13 protein-coding genes are annotated in these 13117 nt (G+C 70.9%); 5 read left to right on the top strand and 8 right to left on the bottom strand.

What is annotated here, in order from left to right; all coding sequences use genetic code 11:
* The first annotated feature begins 2 nt into the window (after positions 1-2).
* A complete protein-coding gene (locus tag ACFYZ8_RS11920) occupies positions 3-1505 on the top strand; it encodes a glycoside hydrolase family 3 protein (protein ID WP_388534632.1) in 1503 nt (500 codons plus the stop codon).
* Between the two features lie 72 nt (positions 1506-1577).
* Here the strand turns inward: ACFYZ8_RS11920 and nagB are convergent, their stop codons facing one another.
* Both nagB and ACFYZ8_RS11910 read right to left on the bottom strand, forming a co-directional pair.
* Entirely contained in the window at positions 1578-2363 is a 786-nt protein-coding gene (nagB, locus tag ACFYZ8_RS11915; protein ID WP_359030292.1) for a glucosamine-6-phosphate deaminase, read from the bottom strand.
* Positions 2364-2544: 181 nt separating this feature from the next.
* On the bottom strand, positions 2545-3297 hold the full coding sequence (locus ACFYZ8_RS11910) for an SDR family oxidoreductase (protein WP_388534630.1): 753 nt from the start codon (positions 3295-3297) through the stop codon (positions 2545-2547).
* Positions 3298-3390: 93 nt separating this feature from the next.
* Here ACFYZ8_RS11910 and ACFYZ8_RS11905 point away from each other — a divergent pair, with 93 nt between their 5' ends.
* Both ACFYZ8_RS11905 and ACFYZ8_RS11900 read left to right on the top strand, forming a co-directional pair.
* Positions 3391-4032, top strand: coding sequence for a TetR/AcrR family transcriptional regulator (locus ACFYZ8_RS11905; RefSeq protein WP_388534627.1), 642 nt, complete (start codon positions 3391-3393; stop codon positions 4030-4032).
* Positions 4033-4419: 387 nt separating this feature from the next.
* Positions 4420-5886 carry a PAS domain-containing sensor histidine kinase gene (locus ACFYZ8_RS11900; protein ID WP_359030338.1) on the top strand — a complete coding sequence of 489 codons (1467 nt, stop codon included), beginning with the start codon at positions 4420-4422 and terminating at the stop codon, positions 5884-5886.
* A gap of 197 nt (positions 5887-6083) precedes the next feature.
* On the opposite strand, the gene ACFYZ8_RS11895 is transcribed toward ACFYZ8_RS11900, so the two are convergent.
* The gene (locus ACFYZ8_RS11895; protein WP_006142322.1) at positions 6084-6341 is read right to left on the bottom strand and encodes a WhiB family transcriptional regulator; all 258 of its coding nucleotides are present in this window, start codon (positions 6339-6341) and stop codon (positions 6084-6086) included.
* A 321-nt stretch (positions 6342-6662) separates the two neighbouring features.
* Complete coding sequence (locus tag ACFYZ8_RS11890) at positions 6663-7631, bottom strand: diacylglycerol kinase family protein (RefSeq protein ID WP_359030295.1); 969 nt, start codon at positions 7629-7631, stop codon at positions 6663-6665.
* A 170-nt stretch (positions 7632-7801) separates the two neighbouring features.
* Between ACFYZ8_RS11890 and ACFYZ8_RS11885 the strand changes: the two genes are divergently transcribed.
* Positions 7802-8251 (top strand): hypothetical protein, encoded by a 450-nt coding sequence (locus ACFYZ8_RS11885; protein ID WP_359030296.1) that lies wholly within the window; start codon positions 7802-7804, stop codon positions 8249-8251.
* 180 nt (positions 8252-8431) lie between these two features.
* Here the strand turns inward: ACFYZ8_RS11885 and ACFYZ8_RS11880 are convergent, their stop codons facing one another.
* From ACFYZ8_RS11880 to ACFYZ8_RS11870, 3 genes are all read right to left on the bottom strand, one after another.
* Positions 8432-9574, bottom strand: a complete 1143-nt coding sequence (locus tag ACFYZ8_RS11880; protein WP_359030297.1) for an RNA polymerase sigma factor SigF — start codon at positions 9572-9574, stop codon at positions 8432-8434.
* A gap of 17 nt (positions 9575-9591) precedes the next feature.
* On the bottom strand, positions 9592-10005 hold the full coding sequence (locus ACFYZ8_RS11875) for an anti-sigma regulatory factor (protein WP_004925829.1): 414 nt from the start codon (positions 10003-10005) through the stop codon (positions 9592-9594).
* Positions 10006-10265: 260 nt separating this feature from the next.
* A complete protein-coding gene (locus ACFYZ8_RS11870; protein ID WP_359030298.1) occupies positions 10266-10526 on the bottom strand; it encodes a UBP-type zinc finger domain-containing protein in 261 nt (86 codons plus the stop codon).
* Positions 10527-10611: 85 nt separating this feature from the next.
* On the opposite strand from ACFYZ8_RS11870, the gene ACFYZ8_RS11865 reads away from it, so the two are divergent.
* On the top strand, positions 10612-12210 hold the full coding sequence (locus ACFYZ8_RS11865) for a Na+/H+ antiporter (protein WP_388534622.1): 1599 nt from the start codon (positions 10612-10614) through the stop codon (positions 12208-12210).
* Between the two features lie 11 nt (positions 12211-12221).
* Here the strand turns inward: ACFYZ8_RS11865 and ACFYZ8_RS11860 are convergent, their stop codons facing one another.
* The gene (locus ACFYZ8_RS11860) at positions 12222-13115 is read right to left on the bottom strand and encodes a 1-aminocyclopropane-1-carboxylate deaminase/D-cysteine desulfhydrase (protein ID WP_388534620.1); all 894 of its coding nucleotides are present in this window, start codon (positions 13113-13115) and stop codon (positions 12222-12224) included.
* Positions 13116-13117: the final 2 nt, after the last annotated feature.

The raw sequence follows: 13117 nt of genomic DNA, 5'->3' as shown, positions 1-13117 counted from the left end.
CGATGACGACATTCGCCAGCGGCACGACTGGGTCCAATGCAAAAGACGTGCTCACCCGCGACGCGCTGACCGTCCTCCAGCCCGGCTTCACCGGCACCACCGCCCCCGACTGGCTGCTGCGCCGCCTCGGCGAGGGCCTCGCCTCGGTCGGCCTGTTCGGCCGCAACATCACCTCACCGGAACAACTGACGGCACTCACGGCCCAGTTGCGCGCCGAACGCGACGACGTCCTGGTCGCCGTCGACGAGGAGGGCGGTGACGTCACCCGCCTGGAGGTGCGCACCGGCTCGTCCTTCCCCGGCAACCACGCCCTCGGCGCGGTCGACGACCTGGAACTGACGAGGGCGGTCGCCGCGGAACTCGGCCGCCGTCTCGCGGCCTGCGGGGTCAACCTCAACTGGGCCCCGTCGGCCGACGTGAACTCCAACCCGTCCAACCCGGTGATCGGCGTCCGCTCCTTCGGGGCCTCCGCCGACCTCACCGCCAGGCACACGGCGGCGTACGTCACGGGGCTGCAGTCGGCGGGCGTCGCCGCTTGCACCAAGCACTTCCCGGGCCACGGCGACACCGCGGTCGACTCCCACCACGCGCTGCCGCGCATCGACGTGGACGAGTCGGTCCTGCTGGAGCGGGAACTGCGGCCCTTCCGCGCGGCCATCGCCGCCGGCACCCGCGCCGTGATGACCGCCCACATCCTGGTCCCGGCCCTGGACCCGGACCGCCCGGCAACGCTGTCCTCCAAGGTCCTGACCGACCTGCTCCGCCGTGAACTCGGCTACACCGGCCTCATCGTCACCGACGGCATGGAGATGCAGGCCATCGCCGGCACCTACGGCATCGAGCGCGGCAGCGTCCTGGCCATCGCCGCGGGCGCCGACGCGATCTGCGTGGGCGGCGGCCTCGCCGACGACGAGACGGTACGGCGCCTGCGCGACGCCCTGGTCTCGGCGGTCCGCTCGGGCGAACTGCCCGAGGAGCGGCTCGCACAAGCGGCGGAACGCGTGCGCACGCTGGCCCACTGGACGGCGGCCGGCGCGGCCGACGCCCAACTCCAGGCCGACGAGGAGGTGGGACTGCGCGCGGCCCGCAGGGCGCTGCGTGTCACCGGCGCCGACGGCTTCACCCCCCTCACCACAGCGCCCTACGTCGCCGCCTTCACCCCGGTGGCCAACGTGGCCGTCGGCGACGAAACACCCTGGGGCGCCGCCGCCGAGCTCGCCCGACTGCTCCCCGGCACGGAGACCGGCAGCTTCGCCGGTGCGGACGCCGGCCTCGCCACCCTGGCCGCGGCGGGCCCCCGCCGCATCGTGGCCGTGGTCCGCGACGAACACCGTCACGCCTGGATGGGGGCGGCCCTGGACACCGTCCTCAGGACCCGCCCCGACACGATCGTGATCGAGATGGGCCTGCCCCAGGCCCCCGCCCGAGGCGCCCTGCACATCGCGACCCACGGCGCGGCCCGGGTCTGCGGCAGGGCGGCGGCGGAGGTCATCGCGGGGGAGTAGGGGACCACAACCGAAAAGGCGCCGCTCCCTCTCAGGGGAGCGGCGCCTTCATCGCCTTCAGGGGCGAGCGCCCTAGATCCCCTGCCAGTCCGGCTTGTTGACAAACGTGTGCCGGAAGTAGTCCGCCAGCTTCAACTTGGACGCGGCCCCCTCGTCCACCACCACCGTCGCATGCGGATGCAACTGCAGCGCCGACGCGGGACACACCGCGGCGACCGGCCCCTCCACCGTGGCCGCCACCGCGTCCGCCTTCCCCTCACCGGTGGCGAGCAGCACCAGATGCCGGGCCTCGAGAATCGTCCCGATCCCCTGAGTGATCACATGGTGCGGCACCTGCTCGATGTCCCCGTCGAAGAACCGCGCGTTGTCCACCCGGGTCTGCTCGGTCAAGGTCTTGATCCGGGTCCGCGAGGCCAGCGAGGAACACGGTTCGTTGAACCCGATGTGCCCGTCGGTACCGATCCCGAGCAACTGCAGATCCACGCCCCCGGCCTCGCCCAGCGCCGAGTCGTAGGCCGCGCACGCCCCGGGGATGTCCTCGGCCGTCCCGTCCGGCCCGATGAAGGAGGTCATCGGCACCCCCAGCGGCTCCAGCACCTCGCGCCGCAGCACCGAGCGGTACGACTCCGGATGCTCGGCCGGCAGCCCCACGTACTCGTCGAGCTGCGCTATCCGCGCCCGCGAGGCGTCCACGGCGCCGGACCGCACCTTCGCCGCCAGGGCCTCGTAGATGGGCAGCGGGGTCGAGCCGGTGGCCACACCGAGCAGGGCGTCGGGCTTGCGCCGGAGCAGCTGGGCCATGGCCTCGGCGATGAGCTCGCCACCCGCCTTGGCGTCCGGGACGATGACAACTTCCACGCTGGGCCTGCCGATCTGAGGAAACGGTCTGATCTGTAGAAACGGTCTGAACGGAGAGGGCTCGACCGGACCCCGGTACGGCCCATGTGGTTTAGACCAATCTAACAGAATCGGGTGTCCCGGCCCAGATCCCAGAATGCCGTCATCCCCTCCAGTTCGCGGCTGGTCCCCGCGGGACGGCTCACGGCATCGAACCTCCCGTGGCGTCCACCCAGCTGCCGGTCACCCACCGCCCGTCGTCCGAGGCCAGGAAGGCCACCACGTCCGCGACATCGGCTGGCGTCCCCACCCGCCCCAGCGCCGAATACGCCTCCGCCTGCTCCCAGCCGCCCTCGGTCTCGTGCAGCAGCGGGGCGGTGTTGTCGGTGTCGATCAGGCCGGGCGCCACCGAGTTCACCCGGATGCCCCGGGCGCCCAGCACCTTGGACAGATCGCGGGAGAACACGTCCAGCGCACCCTTCGTCATGGCGTAGGCCATGTTGTGCGGCATCGCGGCGGTGCGGGCCAGCCCGGACGAGACGTTGATGATCCGGCCGCCGTCCCGCAGGCGTATCGAGCCCTGCTTGACCAGGAAGAACGGCGCTTTGACATTCACCGTGAAGAGGCGGTCGTACTCCTCCTCGTCGATCTCCTCGATCGGACGCGAGGAGCCGATTCCCGCGTTGTTCACCAGGATGTCCAGTCCGTCCGCGTGCCGGTCGAACTCCTCCCAGAGGCGGTCGACGGCTCCAGGCGCCTCCAGCTCGGCCCCGATCGCGAAGGCGCGGCCTCCGGCGGCCTCGATCGCGGCGACCGTCTCCTTCGCCGCCGCCTCACTCCTGCCGTAGTGCACCGCCACCCGCGCGCCGTCCCGCCCGAGGCGCTCGGCGATGCCTCGCCCGATCCCCCTGCCGGCCCCCGTCACCAGAGCCGTCCTGCCCGTGAGCGCACCCATGTCGTTGCCCCTCATTTCTCTAGCAGTCGATACAGAAAAAACCGTACAGGTACCCCGCGCTCTTTCTCTAGTGCCCGCTATACAATTCACTCCATGGTGGGTAGCGAGGAGACGGAAGCGCGGGTCAAGCCTGTGGTCGGGAGATCGAGACCCCGTGGGCGCCCCCGGTCCTTCGACCGCGAGACCGCCCTGGAGAAGGCGATCCGAGCCTTCTGGGAGCACGGGTACGAGGCCACGTCCGTCTCCGACCTCACCCGCGTCATGGACATCGGCGCCCCCAGTCTCTACGCGGCCTTCGGCGACAAGCGGTCGCTGTTCGAGGAGGTCGTGAGGGAGTACGGCGTCCGGTACGGCTCCTTCGGTGACCGTGCCCTCACCGAGGAGCCCACCGCCCGGGCCGCCGTGCGGCGGATGCTGCGGGAGGCCGCCGTCGAGTACACGGCCCCCGGCCGTCCGCGCGGCTGCCTCGTCATCCACGCCGCCACCAACTGCTCCACCCCGGAGGTCGAGGAGTCGCTGCGGCGGCGGCGCAACGCCGGCATCGCCGCCCTCGAGAGCCGTATCGGCGCGGACATCGCCGCAGGGGAGCTGCCGGCCGGCACGGACGCCGCCGCGCTGGCCCGGTGCACCGGGGCGGTGATCCAGGGCATGTCCCAACAGGCGCGCGACGGCGCGAGCCGGCAGGAGTTGGAGGCAGTCGCGGAAATTGCCATGACTATCTGGCCCCGCACATGAACCCACACGCGTTAGGCTGCGTGGTGGTTGTCAGAGCGTCCGAGTAAGTGGCTCCCGCGAGGGAAAGCTCCAACAACAAACAGGCTCCAACGCATGGACACACCTAGTGGTCTAGTCCACAATTGAAGCGTGACTTCCGTCTTCCCCGCACAGGAAGACGGACCGAGGAACCGGAGCTCTCTGCCCTGACTGCCCCGGATCCTCACCTCGGCCGACCGGGACCGCACACCCCACGGCCGATATTGCTCCGGGCTGCGGTGCCGGGAAGGTTGAGGGTCCTTCCCAGGCGCCGCGGCCCGCGGGTGTTTCCGGGCTCAGGATCCCGTCGGCGTACGGCGCTTTTAGGTCACGCACATACCCCCAGGTACGCTCGCACCCGTGCCCTCCATGAACGAACTGGTCCGCCAGCACACCGCCCTCGACGACTCCGACCTCGAGTGGCTGCACCTGCTGGTCTCGGAGTGGCAGCTGCTCTCCGACCTCTCCTTCGCCGACCTCGTCCTGTGGGTCCCCACCCGCGACGGCACCCGCTACGTCTCCGTCGCCCAGATGCGGCCCAACACCGGCCCCACCTCCTACCAGGACGACATGGTCGGCCACCTCGTCCCGCGCGGCCGCCGCCCCCTGCTGGACGCGGCGCTCGACGAGGGCCGGATCGTGCGCGAGGGCGACCCGGAGTGGCGCGAGGAGGTCCCGGTCCGCGTCGAGTCGATCCCGGTACGACGGGAGGGCCGCGTCCTCGGTGTCATCGCGCGCAACACCAACCTGCTGACCGTCCGCACCCCGAGCCGGCTCGAACTGACCTATCTGCAGAGCGCGTCCGACCTGGCCCAGATGATCGCGGCCGGCTCCTTCCCGTTCCCCAACCAGCAGATGGACATGGACGCGGCCCCCCGCGTCGGCGACGGCCTCATCCGTCTCGACGCGGACGGCATCGTCCAGTACGCCTCCCCGAACGCCCTGTCCGCCTACCACCGCATGGGCCTCGCCTCCGACCTCGTGGGCCAGCACCTCGGCCGGACCACCGCCGAACTCGCCCCCACCCGCGGCCCCGTGGACGAGGCACTGGCCAAGGTCGCGAGCGGCTGGGCCCCCCGGGAGTTCGAGATCGAGGCGCACGACGGGGTCATCCAGTTCCGGGCCATCCCGCTCAAACCCAAGGGCACCCGCATCGGTTCGCTGGTCCTGCTCCGGGACGTGACCGAACTGCGCCGCCGCGAGCGTGAGTTGATCACCAAGGACGCGACCATCCGGGAGATCCACCACCGGGTGAAGAACAACCTCCAGACGGTCGCCGCCCTGCTCCGCCTCCAGGCCCGCCGCATCGAGTCCGACCGCGGCCGCGAGGCACTGGAGGAGGCGGTACGCCGCGTCGGCTCGATCGCGATCGTGCATGAGACGCTGTCTCAGAACCTGGACGAGCGCGTGGAGTTCGACGAGATCGCCGACCGGGTGCTCGCCATGGTCGCCGAGATCTCCCCGGGCAAGGTCACCGGCCGGCGCAGCGGTCGCTTCGGCATCCTGGACGCCGAGGTCGCCACCCCGCTGTCCATGGTCCTCACGGAAATCCTGCAGAACGCCCTGGAGCACGGCTTCCGCGAGGGCGAGACCGGCACGGTCGAGGTGTCGGCCGTCCGCGGCGGCACCACCAAGGAGGCCCGTCTCCTCGTCACCGTCCAGGACGACGGCGTCGGTCTGCCCGAGGGCTTCGACCCGCACACCTCGGGCAACCTCGGCCTCCAGATCGTACGGACGCTGGTGGAGGGCGAGTTGGGCGGCACGTTCGACATGGTCCCGGCACCGGAGGGCGGCACCCGGGTGCTCCTGGACGTGCCGGTGCAGGCCCACAAGTAGGACTGCGTACGGTCCGGGCGCGGCCAACGGTCCTGGGCGCAGCAAAAAGCCCCGGACCGTTCAGGGGTCCGGGGCTCACATGCTCGTTGCCAGCGTGTGCTGCGCATCGGGGGTACTGCGCGCTGCGGCTCGGGGGCGGGAGAAGCGTACGCGGTGTACGCGCCGCCAAGCTCAGGCTGTTTTACGGGGCGGGTGTGTCAGGCAGAAGCCTGACGGGCCCGGTTGCGGGCGGCACGGCGCTTCATGGCGCGACGCTCGTCCTCGCTGAGACCACCCCAGACGCCGGAGTCCTGGCCGGACTCGAGCGCCCACTGCAGACACTGATCCATAACGGGGCAGCGACGGCAGACGGCCTTGGCTTCCTCGATCTGCAGCAGCGCAGGACCGGTGTTGCCGATGGGGAAGAAGAGCTCGGGGTCTTCCTCGCGGCAAACGGCGTTGTGACGCCAGTCCATGGCTGCTACCTCTCCTTGGTATTACGTGCAAGTTGCTTGTGAATGTGAACGCTTTCACGAATCCCTCAACAAGTGAAGGGCCGATCGCCGAGTCTTCCCCGGCGTGGTCCTGTGGATTGAAGAGGGGTTCCGGTGGCCTGTGGACGCTGGTGTTGCGGGCTGTCCCGACCGCCACGTAGAGACTCGCAAACCTCAGCGGCGGATACAACCCCTTCCGGAAAGTTTTTTTTGATTCCTCGGTGTCGACTAGGTCACAGCCGTACTTCCATGGGGTGGATGCTGGCCTAAACGTTCGAGTGAAAGGACTTTAGCCCCTTCTGCTCACACAATCACACGCAGTGCACGGCGTACGCCTGTGAACGTCACGCTCGTGCGCAGTCCGAGGTGGTCGCCGTCCATCTGGAGGGGCAGGGGGACCTTCGAATGCAAGGTGAACTGGTCCAGGTCGTGCAGGGACACGGCGTGCTTGCCGTGGGGTCCGCGTTCGGGGGACGAAGTGAGCAACTGGGTGCCATATCGGGCGATCGCGGTCGTCGTCATCCGGCTGAGACCGAGTACGTCGAGGCCTTTATCGAACGAGGCCTTAGGTGACGCGTACATCGGGTGATTGCCCAGGAAGGTCCACGGAGAGGTGTTCGAGACTATGGAAAGGACCAGATCGGTCACCGGCTCCGCATCCGGGCGCTCCAGGGTGATCGTCCCGTGGCGGCGGTGCGCCTCGCCGAAGAACTGGCGCAATGCCTGGCGGACGTAGAGAGCGTGGGTGGATTTCCTGCCGCGCTCACGATGCTGCTCGACCCGGCCGACCACTCCGGCGTCGAATCCGAGCCCCGCGTTGAAGGTGAACCAGCGTCCCGGCACGGCTTCGTCCTCGGTGCCGGGCGTGCCCGTGGCCAGGCCCAGGCCGACCGTCCGCTCGCCGCCGTCGCGCAAGGCGTCCAGGAGCGCGCCGGTGGCCTCGACGGCGTCGTTGGGCAGGCCGAGGGCGCGGGCGAAGACGTTGGTGGATCCGCCCGGGACCACGGCGAGGCCGGGCAGGCGCTCGGGGTCGGGGCCGGCGTGCAGAAGGCCGTTGACGACCTCGTTGACCGTGCCGTCGCCGCCCAGGGCCACGACCAGGTCGATGTCCTTGCTCTCCGCCGCCTGCCGGCCCAGGTCGCGCGCGTGGCCGCGGTACTCGGTGGTGACCGCTTCGAGTTTCATCTCGCTCGCGAGCGCGTGGATCAGGACATCGCGCGTACGTGCGCTTGTGGTGGTTGCCGCCGGATTGACCACGAGAAGTGCACGCATGGGTTGCAGCGTACCTACTGGGTGGTACCGGGCACAGTTCGAGGTAGGGATCACGTAAGACTTCGGGGCGTGAACCTTGCCACGGGGGCGTGAGGCAACCCGCCCGCGGCGGTCTGCGTCGGCCGCTCCTCACCCGTGGGAGCCGCGCGGGCGAGGGCTACCCTTCAGGGGTGAGCAGCGAGCAGACCCCCGCCATCCCCGAGACCGCCGGCCCGCGCCCGCGGCGCCTGACGTACGCCGCCGCCCTGGCCGCCCTGGAAGGGCTCGCGCTCGTCGCGGGAGGTGCCTGGATGCTCGTGGAGGGGCTGGCCGGCGATCCGGACGACCGGCAGTCTGCCGTCACCGGGGGCATCACGCTGATCGTCCTCGCACTGCTGCCGCTGATCGCCGCGCGCGGACTGCTCGGCCGGCGCAGCTGGAGCCGGGGGCCGGCCGTCGTCACCCAGATCATGGCCCTCCCCGTCGCCTACAACCTCCTCCAGGCCGACAGCGTGGCCATCCCGGCGGGCATCGTCCTCGCGGTCGTCGCGCTGGCCGCGCTGGTGTTGCTGATCAACCCGGCGACGACCCAGGCGCTCGGGATCAGGGGCCCGGGCCGGCCACAGGACGGCGAGCGGTAGCCCTCGACCGGAGCACTGTGGCCGCCGGTCCGGTGCGGCCCGCAGTGCAGGGGCCGAAGCGGTCGCGGTGGTGGACCGGGGGCGAAACGGCACGCAGATGGCCGCTGGGCGCAGTGGTGGTGGCCGGCCCGGTCGCGCACCGGCGCGAGGCGCGCCGGCCGCCTGAACCGGGCCGGAGGGCTACTCCTCCACCAGGAGCCTTTCCCGGAGCTGGGCGAGGGTGCGGGCCAGCAGGCGGGAGACGTGCATCTGGGAGATGCCGACCTCCTGCGCGATCTGCGACTGCGTCATGTTGCCGAAGAAGCGAAGAAGGAGGATGCGCTTCTCGCGGGGTGGCAGGTCCTCCAGGAGCGGCTTGAGCGACTCCCGGTACTCGACGCCCTCCAGTGCCTCGTCGTAGGCACCCAGCGTGTCAGCGACCGCCGGGGACTCGTCGTCCGTGTCCGGGACGTCCAGGGACAGCGTGGAGTACGCGTTGGCCGACTCCAGGCCCTCCAGGACCTCCTCCTCCGAGATGGCCAGCTTCTCGGCCAGCTCGTGGACCGTGGGGGAGCGGCCGTGCTGCTGGGACAGCTCCGCCGTGGCCGTCGTCAGGGACAGGCGCAGTTCCTGAAGGCGCCGGGGCACCCGCACCGCCCAGCCCTTGTCACGGAAGTGGCGCTTGATCTCGCCCACGACCGTCGGGGTCGCGTAGGTCGAGAACTCCACCCCGCGGTCCGGGTCGAAGCGGTCGACCGACTTGATCAGGCCGATGGTGGCGACCTGGGTCAGGTCGTCCAGCGGCTCGCCGCGGTTGCGGAAGCGGCGCGCGAGGTGCTCGACGAGCGGCAGGTGCATCCGGACCAGCTGGTTGCGCAGCTCCGCGTACTCCGGGCTGCCGTCCTTCAGCGCGCGCAGCTCGACGAACAGGGCGCGTGCCCCGCTGCGGTCCTGTGGATCGTGCCGGGGGACCGGCGTGTTGTTCGCGCCGGCCGCGCCGTCCTCTGCGTTTCGCTCGTGCTCGCTCATCGTCCCGCCCGTCGCCCTTCCACGAGCCCTCGCCTCCGTCGGCACCGGGAGGATCCCGGCCGGCCCTGCCGGAGGCGCACCCTGCACGGCACCTTTCCGATCCCGCTGCCCGTCGTCCAGGAAGCCGGTCGCCGTCGTGTCGACGATGCCCTCCTCCGGATGCGGCCGGGCCTGCTCGGGGATGCCGTCGATGCCGTCCGCCATGCGGCGGGAACCGCCGGGGCCGTCGCCCGGGCCGTCGGCGCCGCTCGGGCAGGGCGGACGGTGCCCGCCCTCGGCCGGCAGCTCCCGTGTGCCGCGCTCTTCGTCCCGCACCGGCCCGTCCCCGTCCCTCACGCCGGCCCGGGTCCCGCGCCGCGCTGTTTGTAGAGGCTGATCGAAACGGTCTTGTCCTCGTCCACGGCCGACGAGACCTTGCCCGCGAGGGCCGAGAGGACGGTCCAGGCGAAGGTGTCCCGTGACGGTGCGTGACCGTCCGTGGTCGGGGCCGAGACGGTGACCTCCAGCGAGTCGTCGACAAGTCGGAAGACACAGCTGAGCACCGAGCCGGGCACGGCCTGCTGGAGCAGGATCGCGCAGGCCTCGTCCACCGCGATGCGCAGGTCCTCGATCTCGTCGAGGGTGAAGTCCAAACGGGCTGCGAGGCCGGCCGTGGCCGTCCGCAGCACCGACAGGTAGGCACCCGCGGCCGGCAGCCGGACTTCCACGAAGTCCTGGGTCGCGGGCTCGCCTGCGATCTGGGACACCCTCACCTCCAAGGTGGTACAAGCTTTACGGGGGCCGAGGGTCGCCCCCCGGAGTAACGCGACGTGTGGTTCAGCGGTGACGCTACCGCGCTCTCGACTTTCCTGTCCCCGGGACCCCAACCCCTTGCCGTCACTCACAGTAAAACTGTGGACACGCTCCGTGTCTAGGGGTTTGCGGCTCCAATTGGGAAGAACGCGCGCCGGGTTGACGTACCCAGACGTCAGACGGTCGAACCGTCCTGGAACCCGAGGGTCCAGGGTCACACAAGGACGTGGTCCACGAAGCACCAACGCCAGTTCTCACCGGGTTCGTGAGTGCGCATGATCGGGTGGCCGGTGTCCTTGTGGTGCTTCGTCGCGTGCTGTCCCGGCGAGGAGTCGCAGCAGCCGACGTGACCGCAGTCCAGACACAGGCGCAGTTGTACCGGGTGGGTACCGTCCCTCAGGCACTCCGGGCACGTGTCGTTGAGCGGCTCGGGCTCGGGGTGCGGCAGCGCGTCGGCGTGCGTGCACTGTTTCATGATTGCCAGGTTACGACGGCCGCGCGGGAGGCCGCGCGGAAAATGAGGGCGGGCGCACGACGATGAACAAGGGCGGGCGAGGGTCATGGACGTGATGCCACTGCTGTTGCTGGTGGCGGGGAGCGCGGCGATCGCCGCGGCGGCCCGGCGCACCCCGGTCCCGGCGCCGCTGCTGCTGGTCGCGGCCGGACTGCTGGTCTCGTACCTTCCCGGGGTCCCCGTGTACACGCTCGACCCGGACGTGGTCCTGCCGCTGATCCTGCCGCCGCTGCTGCACTCCGCGGCCACCGACAGCTCCTATCTCGACCTCAGGGCGCAAATGCGGCCCGTGGCGCTGCTGTCGGTGGGATACGTGCTCTTCGCGACCTTCGTCGTCGGCTGGGCGGCGTACCAGATCGTGCCGGGGCTCTCGCTGACCGGGGCGCTGGTCCTGGGCGCGGTGGTGGCACCGCCGGACGCGGTCGCGGCGACGGCCGTGGCACGCCGGGTGGGACTGCCCTCCCGGATCACCACCATCCTGCAGGGCGAGTCCCTGGTGAACGACGCCACCGCGATCACCGCCTACAGGGTCGCGCTCGCGGCCGCGGTCGGCGAAGGTGCCACCTGGGCGGGCGGCATCGGCGAGTTCCTGCTCGCAGCGGTCGGCGGGGTCGCGGTCGGCCTGGTGCTGATGGTGCCGATCCACTGGCTGCGCACCCACCTCAAGGAGCCGCTGCTCCAGAACACGCTCTCCCTGCTCATCCCGTTCGTCGCCTACGCGGCGGCCGAGCAGTTCCACGCCTCCGGGGTGCTCGCGGTGGTCGTGGTGGCGCTCTTCCTCGGACACCGCGCGTGGGAGGTCGACTTCGCGACGCGCCTCCAGGAGGACGCCGTATGGAAAATGGTTGCCTTCGTCCTGGAATCATCGGTGTTCGCCCTCATCGGGCTGCAGCTGCCCGTCGTGCTGAAGGGCCTCGGGGAGTACGAGGGCGGACCCGCCGCCTGGTACGCGGTCGCCGTCTTCCTCGTGGTCGTCGTGTCGAGGTTCGTCTGGGTCTATCCGGCGACCTACCTGCCGCGCATGCTCTCCGCGCGGATCCGCGAGCGTGAGGACAACCCCACCTGGAGGGCGACGTTCGTCATCGGGTGGGCCGGCATGCGGGGCGTGGTCTCGCTGGCGATCGCCTTCTCCATCCCGGAGCACCTGCACGACGGCCAGCCGTTCGAGGGCCGCAACCTGATCCTCTTCCTGACCTTCACCACGGTCATCGGCACCCTCGTCGTCCAGGGCGTCACCCTGCCCCCGCTGATCCGCGTGCTGAAGCTCCCCGGCCGCGACCAGCAGACCGAGACCCTCGCCGAGGCCAACGCCCAGGCGCAGGCCTCGCGCGCCGCCGAACGGCGCCTGGACGAACTCCTCTCCGACGAGCACAACACCCTCCCGCCGCCCCTCGCCGACCGTCTGCGCATGGTCCTGGAACGCCGCCGCAACGCCGTCTGGGAACGCCTCGGCCAGTCCAACCCCCTCACCGGTGAGACCGTCGACGACACCTACCGCAGGCTGTCCCGGGAGATGATCGGCGCCGAACGCGCGGTGTTCGTGAGGCTGCGGGACGGGCGCCACATCGACGACGAGATGCTGCGGACGCTCCTGCGCAGGCTGGACCTGGAGGAGGCGGCGGCCTACCGGGAGGCGTCCGAGTAGGCGGGTGCGGGTCAGGGGAAGGGGCGCCCCGTGACCACGGCCGCGAGCGTCGCCCCGCGCGGGAAGGCGCCCTCCTCGGCGAGGGCGACCAATCCATACAGCAACTTGGCGACATAGAGACGTTCCACGGGGACGCCGTGACGGTTCTCGAAGTCCTCGGCGAAGGCGTCCAGTTCGGGTGGGACGCGGGCGTAGCCGCCGAAGTGGAAGCGGTCGTCGAGCCGCCAGTCGCCGCGCGGACCACCGAAGGCCTCACGTTGGAGCGCCCTTGTGCCGGCCGTCAGGAAGCCGCCCTTGAGGACCGGTATGCCGAGGGCGCGCTGGTCCGGGGCGAGGCCCGCGGCCAGGCCCGCGAGGGTGCCGCCGGTGCCGCAGGCGATCGCGACGACGTCGGCCCGCCCCGCCAGCTCCTCGCCGAGCGCGCGGCAGCCTCGAACGGCGAGGACGTTGCTGCCGCCCTCCGGGACGACGTACGCGTCCTCGGCGTCCGCCGCGCGCAGCACGCGCGCGAGGGTGTCCGGTCCGCCCTTGCGGCGGTACGTCGACCGGTCGACGAAGTGCAGGCGCATGCCGTCGGCCGCGCACCGGGCGAGGGAGGGGTTCAGGGGGCGGCCGGCGAGTTCCTCACCGCGGACCACGCCGACCGTGGGCAGGCCGAGGAGGCGGCCCGCGGCGGCCGTGGCGCGCAGGTGGTTGGAGTACGCGCCGCCGAAGGTGACGACCGTACGGCCGGCTGCCGCGGTGAGGTTGGGCGCGAGCTTGCGCCACTTGTTGCCGACGAGCTCGGGGTGGATCAGGTCGTCGCGCTTGAGGAGAAGGCGCAGGCCGTGCCGGGCGAAGCGGGGGTCCGACAACTCCTGCAGGGGGGAGGGCAGGCGGGGGCGCAGGGTGTCGAGACCGGTCACGC

This window comes from Streptomyces sp. NPDC001668 (assembly GCF_042893155.1).
GTDB lineage: Bacteria > Actinomycetota > Actinomycetes > Streptomycetales > Streptomycetaceae > Streptomyces.
This window is presented reverse-complemented; position numbering and strand designations above follow the sequence as displayed.

Bases quoted from the DNA above. Each gene is read 5' to 3' on its own strand.
- ACFYZ8_RS11920 (WP_388534632.1), top strand. From the start codon at position 3: ATGACGACATTCGCCAGCGGCACGACTGGGTCCAATGCAAAAGACGTG.
- ACFYZ8_RS11910 (WP_388534630.1), bottom strand. From the start codon at position 3,297: ATGGGTGCGCTCACGGGCAGGACGGCTCTGGTGACGGGGGCCGGCAGG.
- ACFYZ8_RS11905 (WP_388534627.1), top strand. From the start codon at position 3,391: ATGGTGGGTAGCGAGGAGACGGAAGCGCGGGTCAAGCCTGTGGTCGGG.
- ACFYZ8_RS11900 (WP_359030338.1), top strand. From the start codon at position 4,420: ATGAACGAACTGGTCCGCCAGCACACCGCCCTCGACGACTCCGACCTC.
- ACFYZ8_RS11895 (WP_006142322.1), bottom strand. From the start codon at position 6,341: ATGGACTGGCGTCACAACGCCGTTTGCCGCGAGGAAGACCCCGAGCTC.
- ACFYZ8_RS11890 (WP_359030295.1), bottom strand. From the start codon at position 7,631: ATGCGTGCACTTCTCGTGGTCAATCCGGCGGCAACCACCACAAGCGCA.
- ACFYZ8_RS11870 (WP_359030298.1), bottom strand. From the start codon at position 10,526: ATGAAACAGTGCACGCACGCCGACGCGCTGCCGCACCCCGAGCCCGAG.
- ACFYZ8_RS11865 (WP_388534622.1), top strand. From the start codon at position 10,612: ATGGACGTGATGCCACTGCTGTTGCTGGTGGCGGGGAGCGCGGCGATC.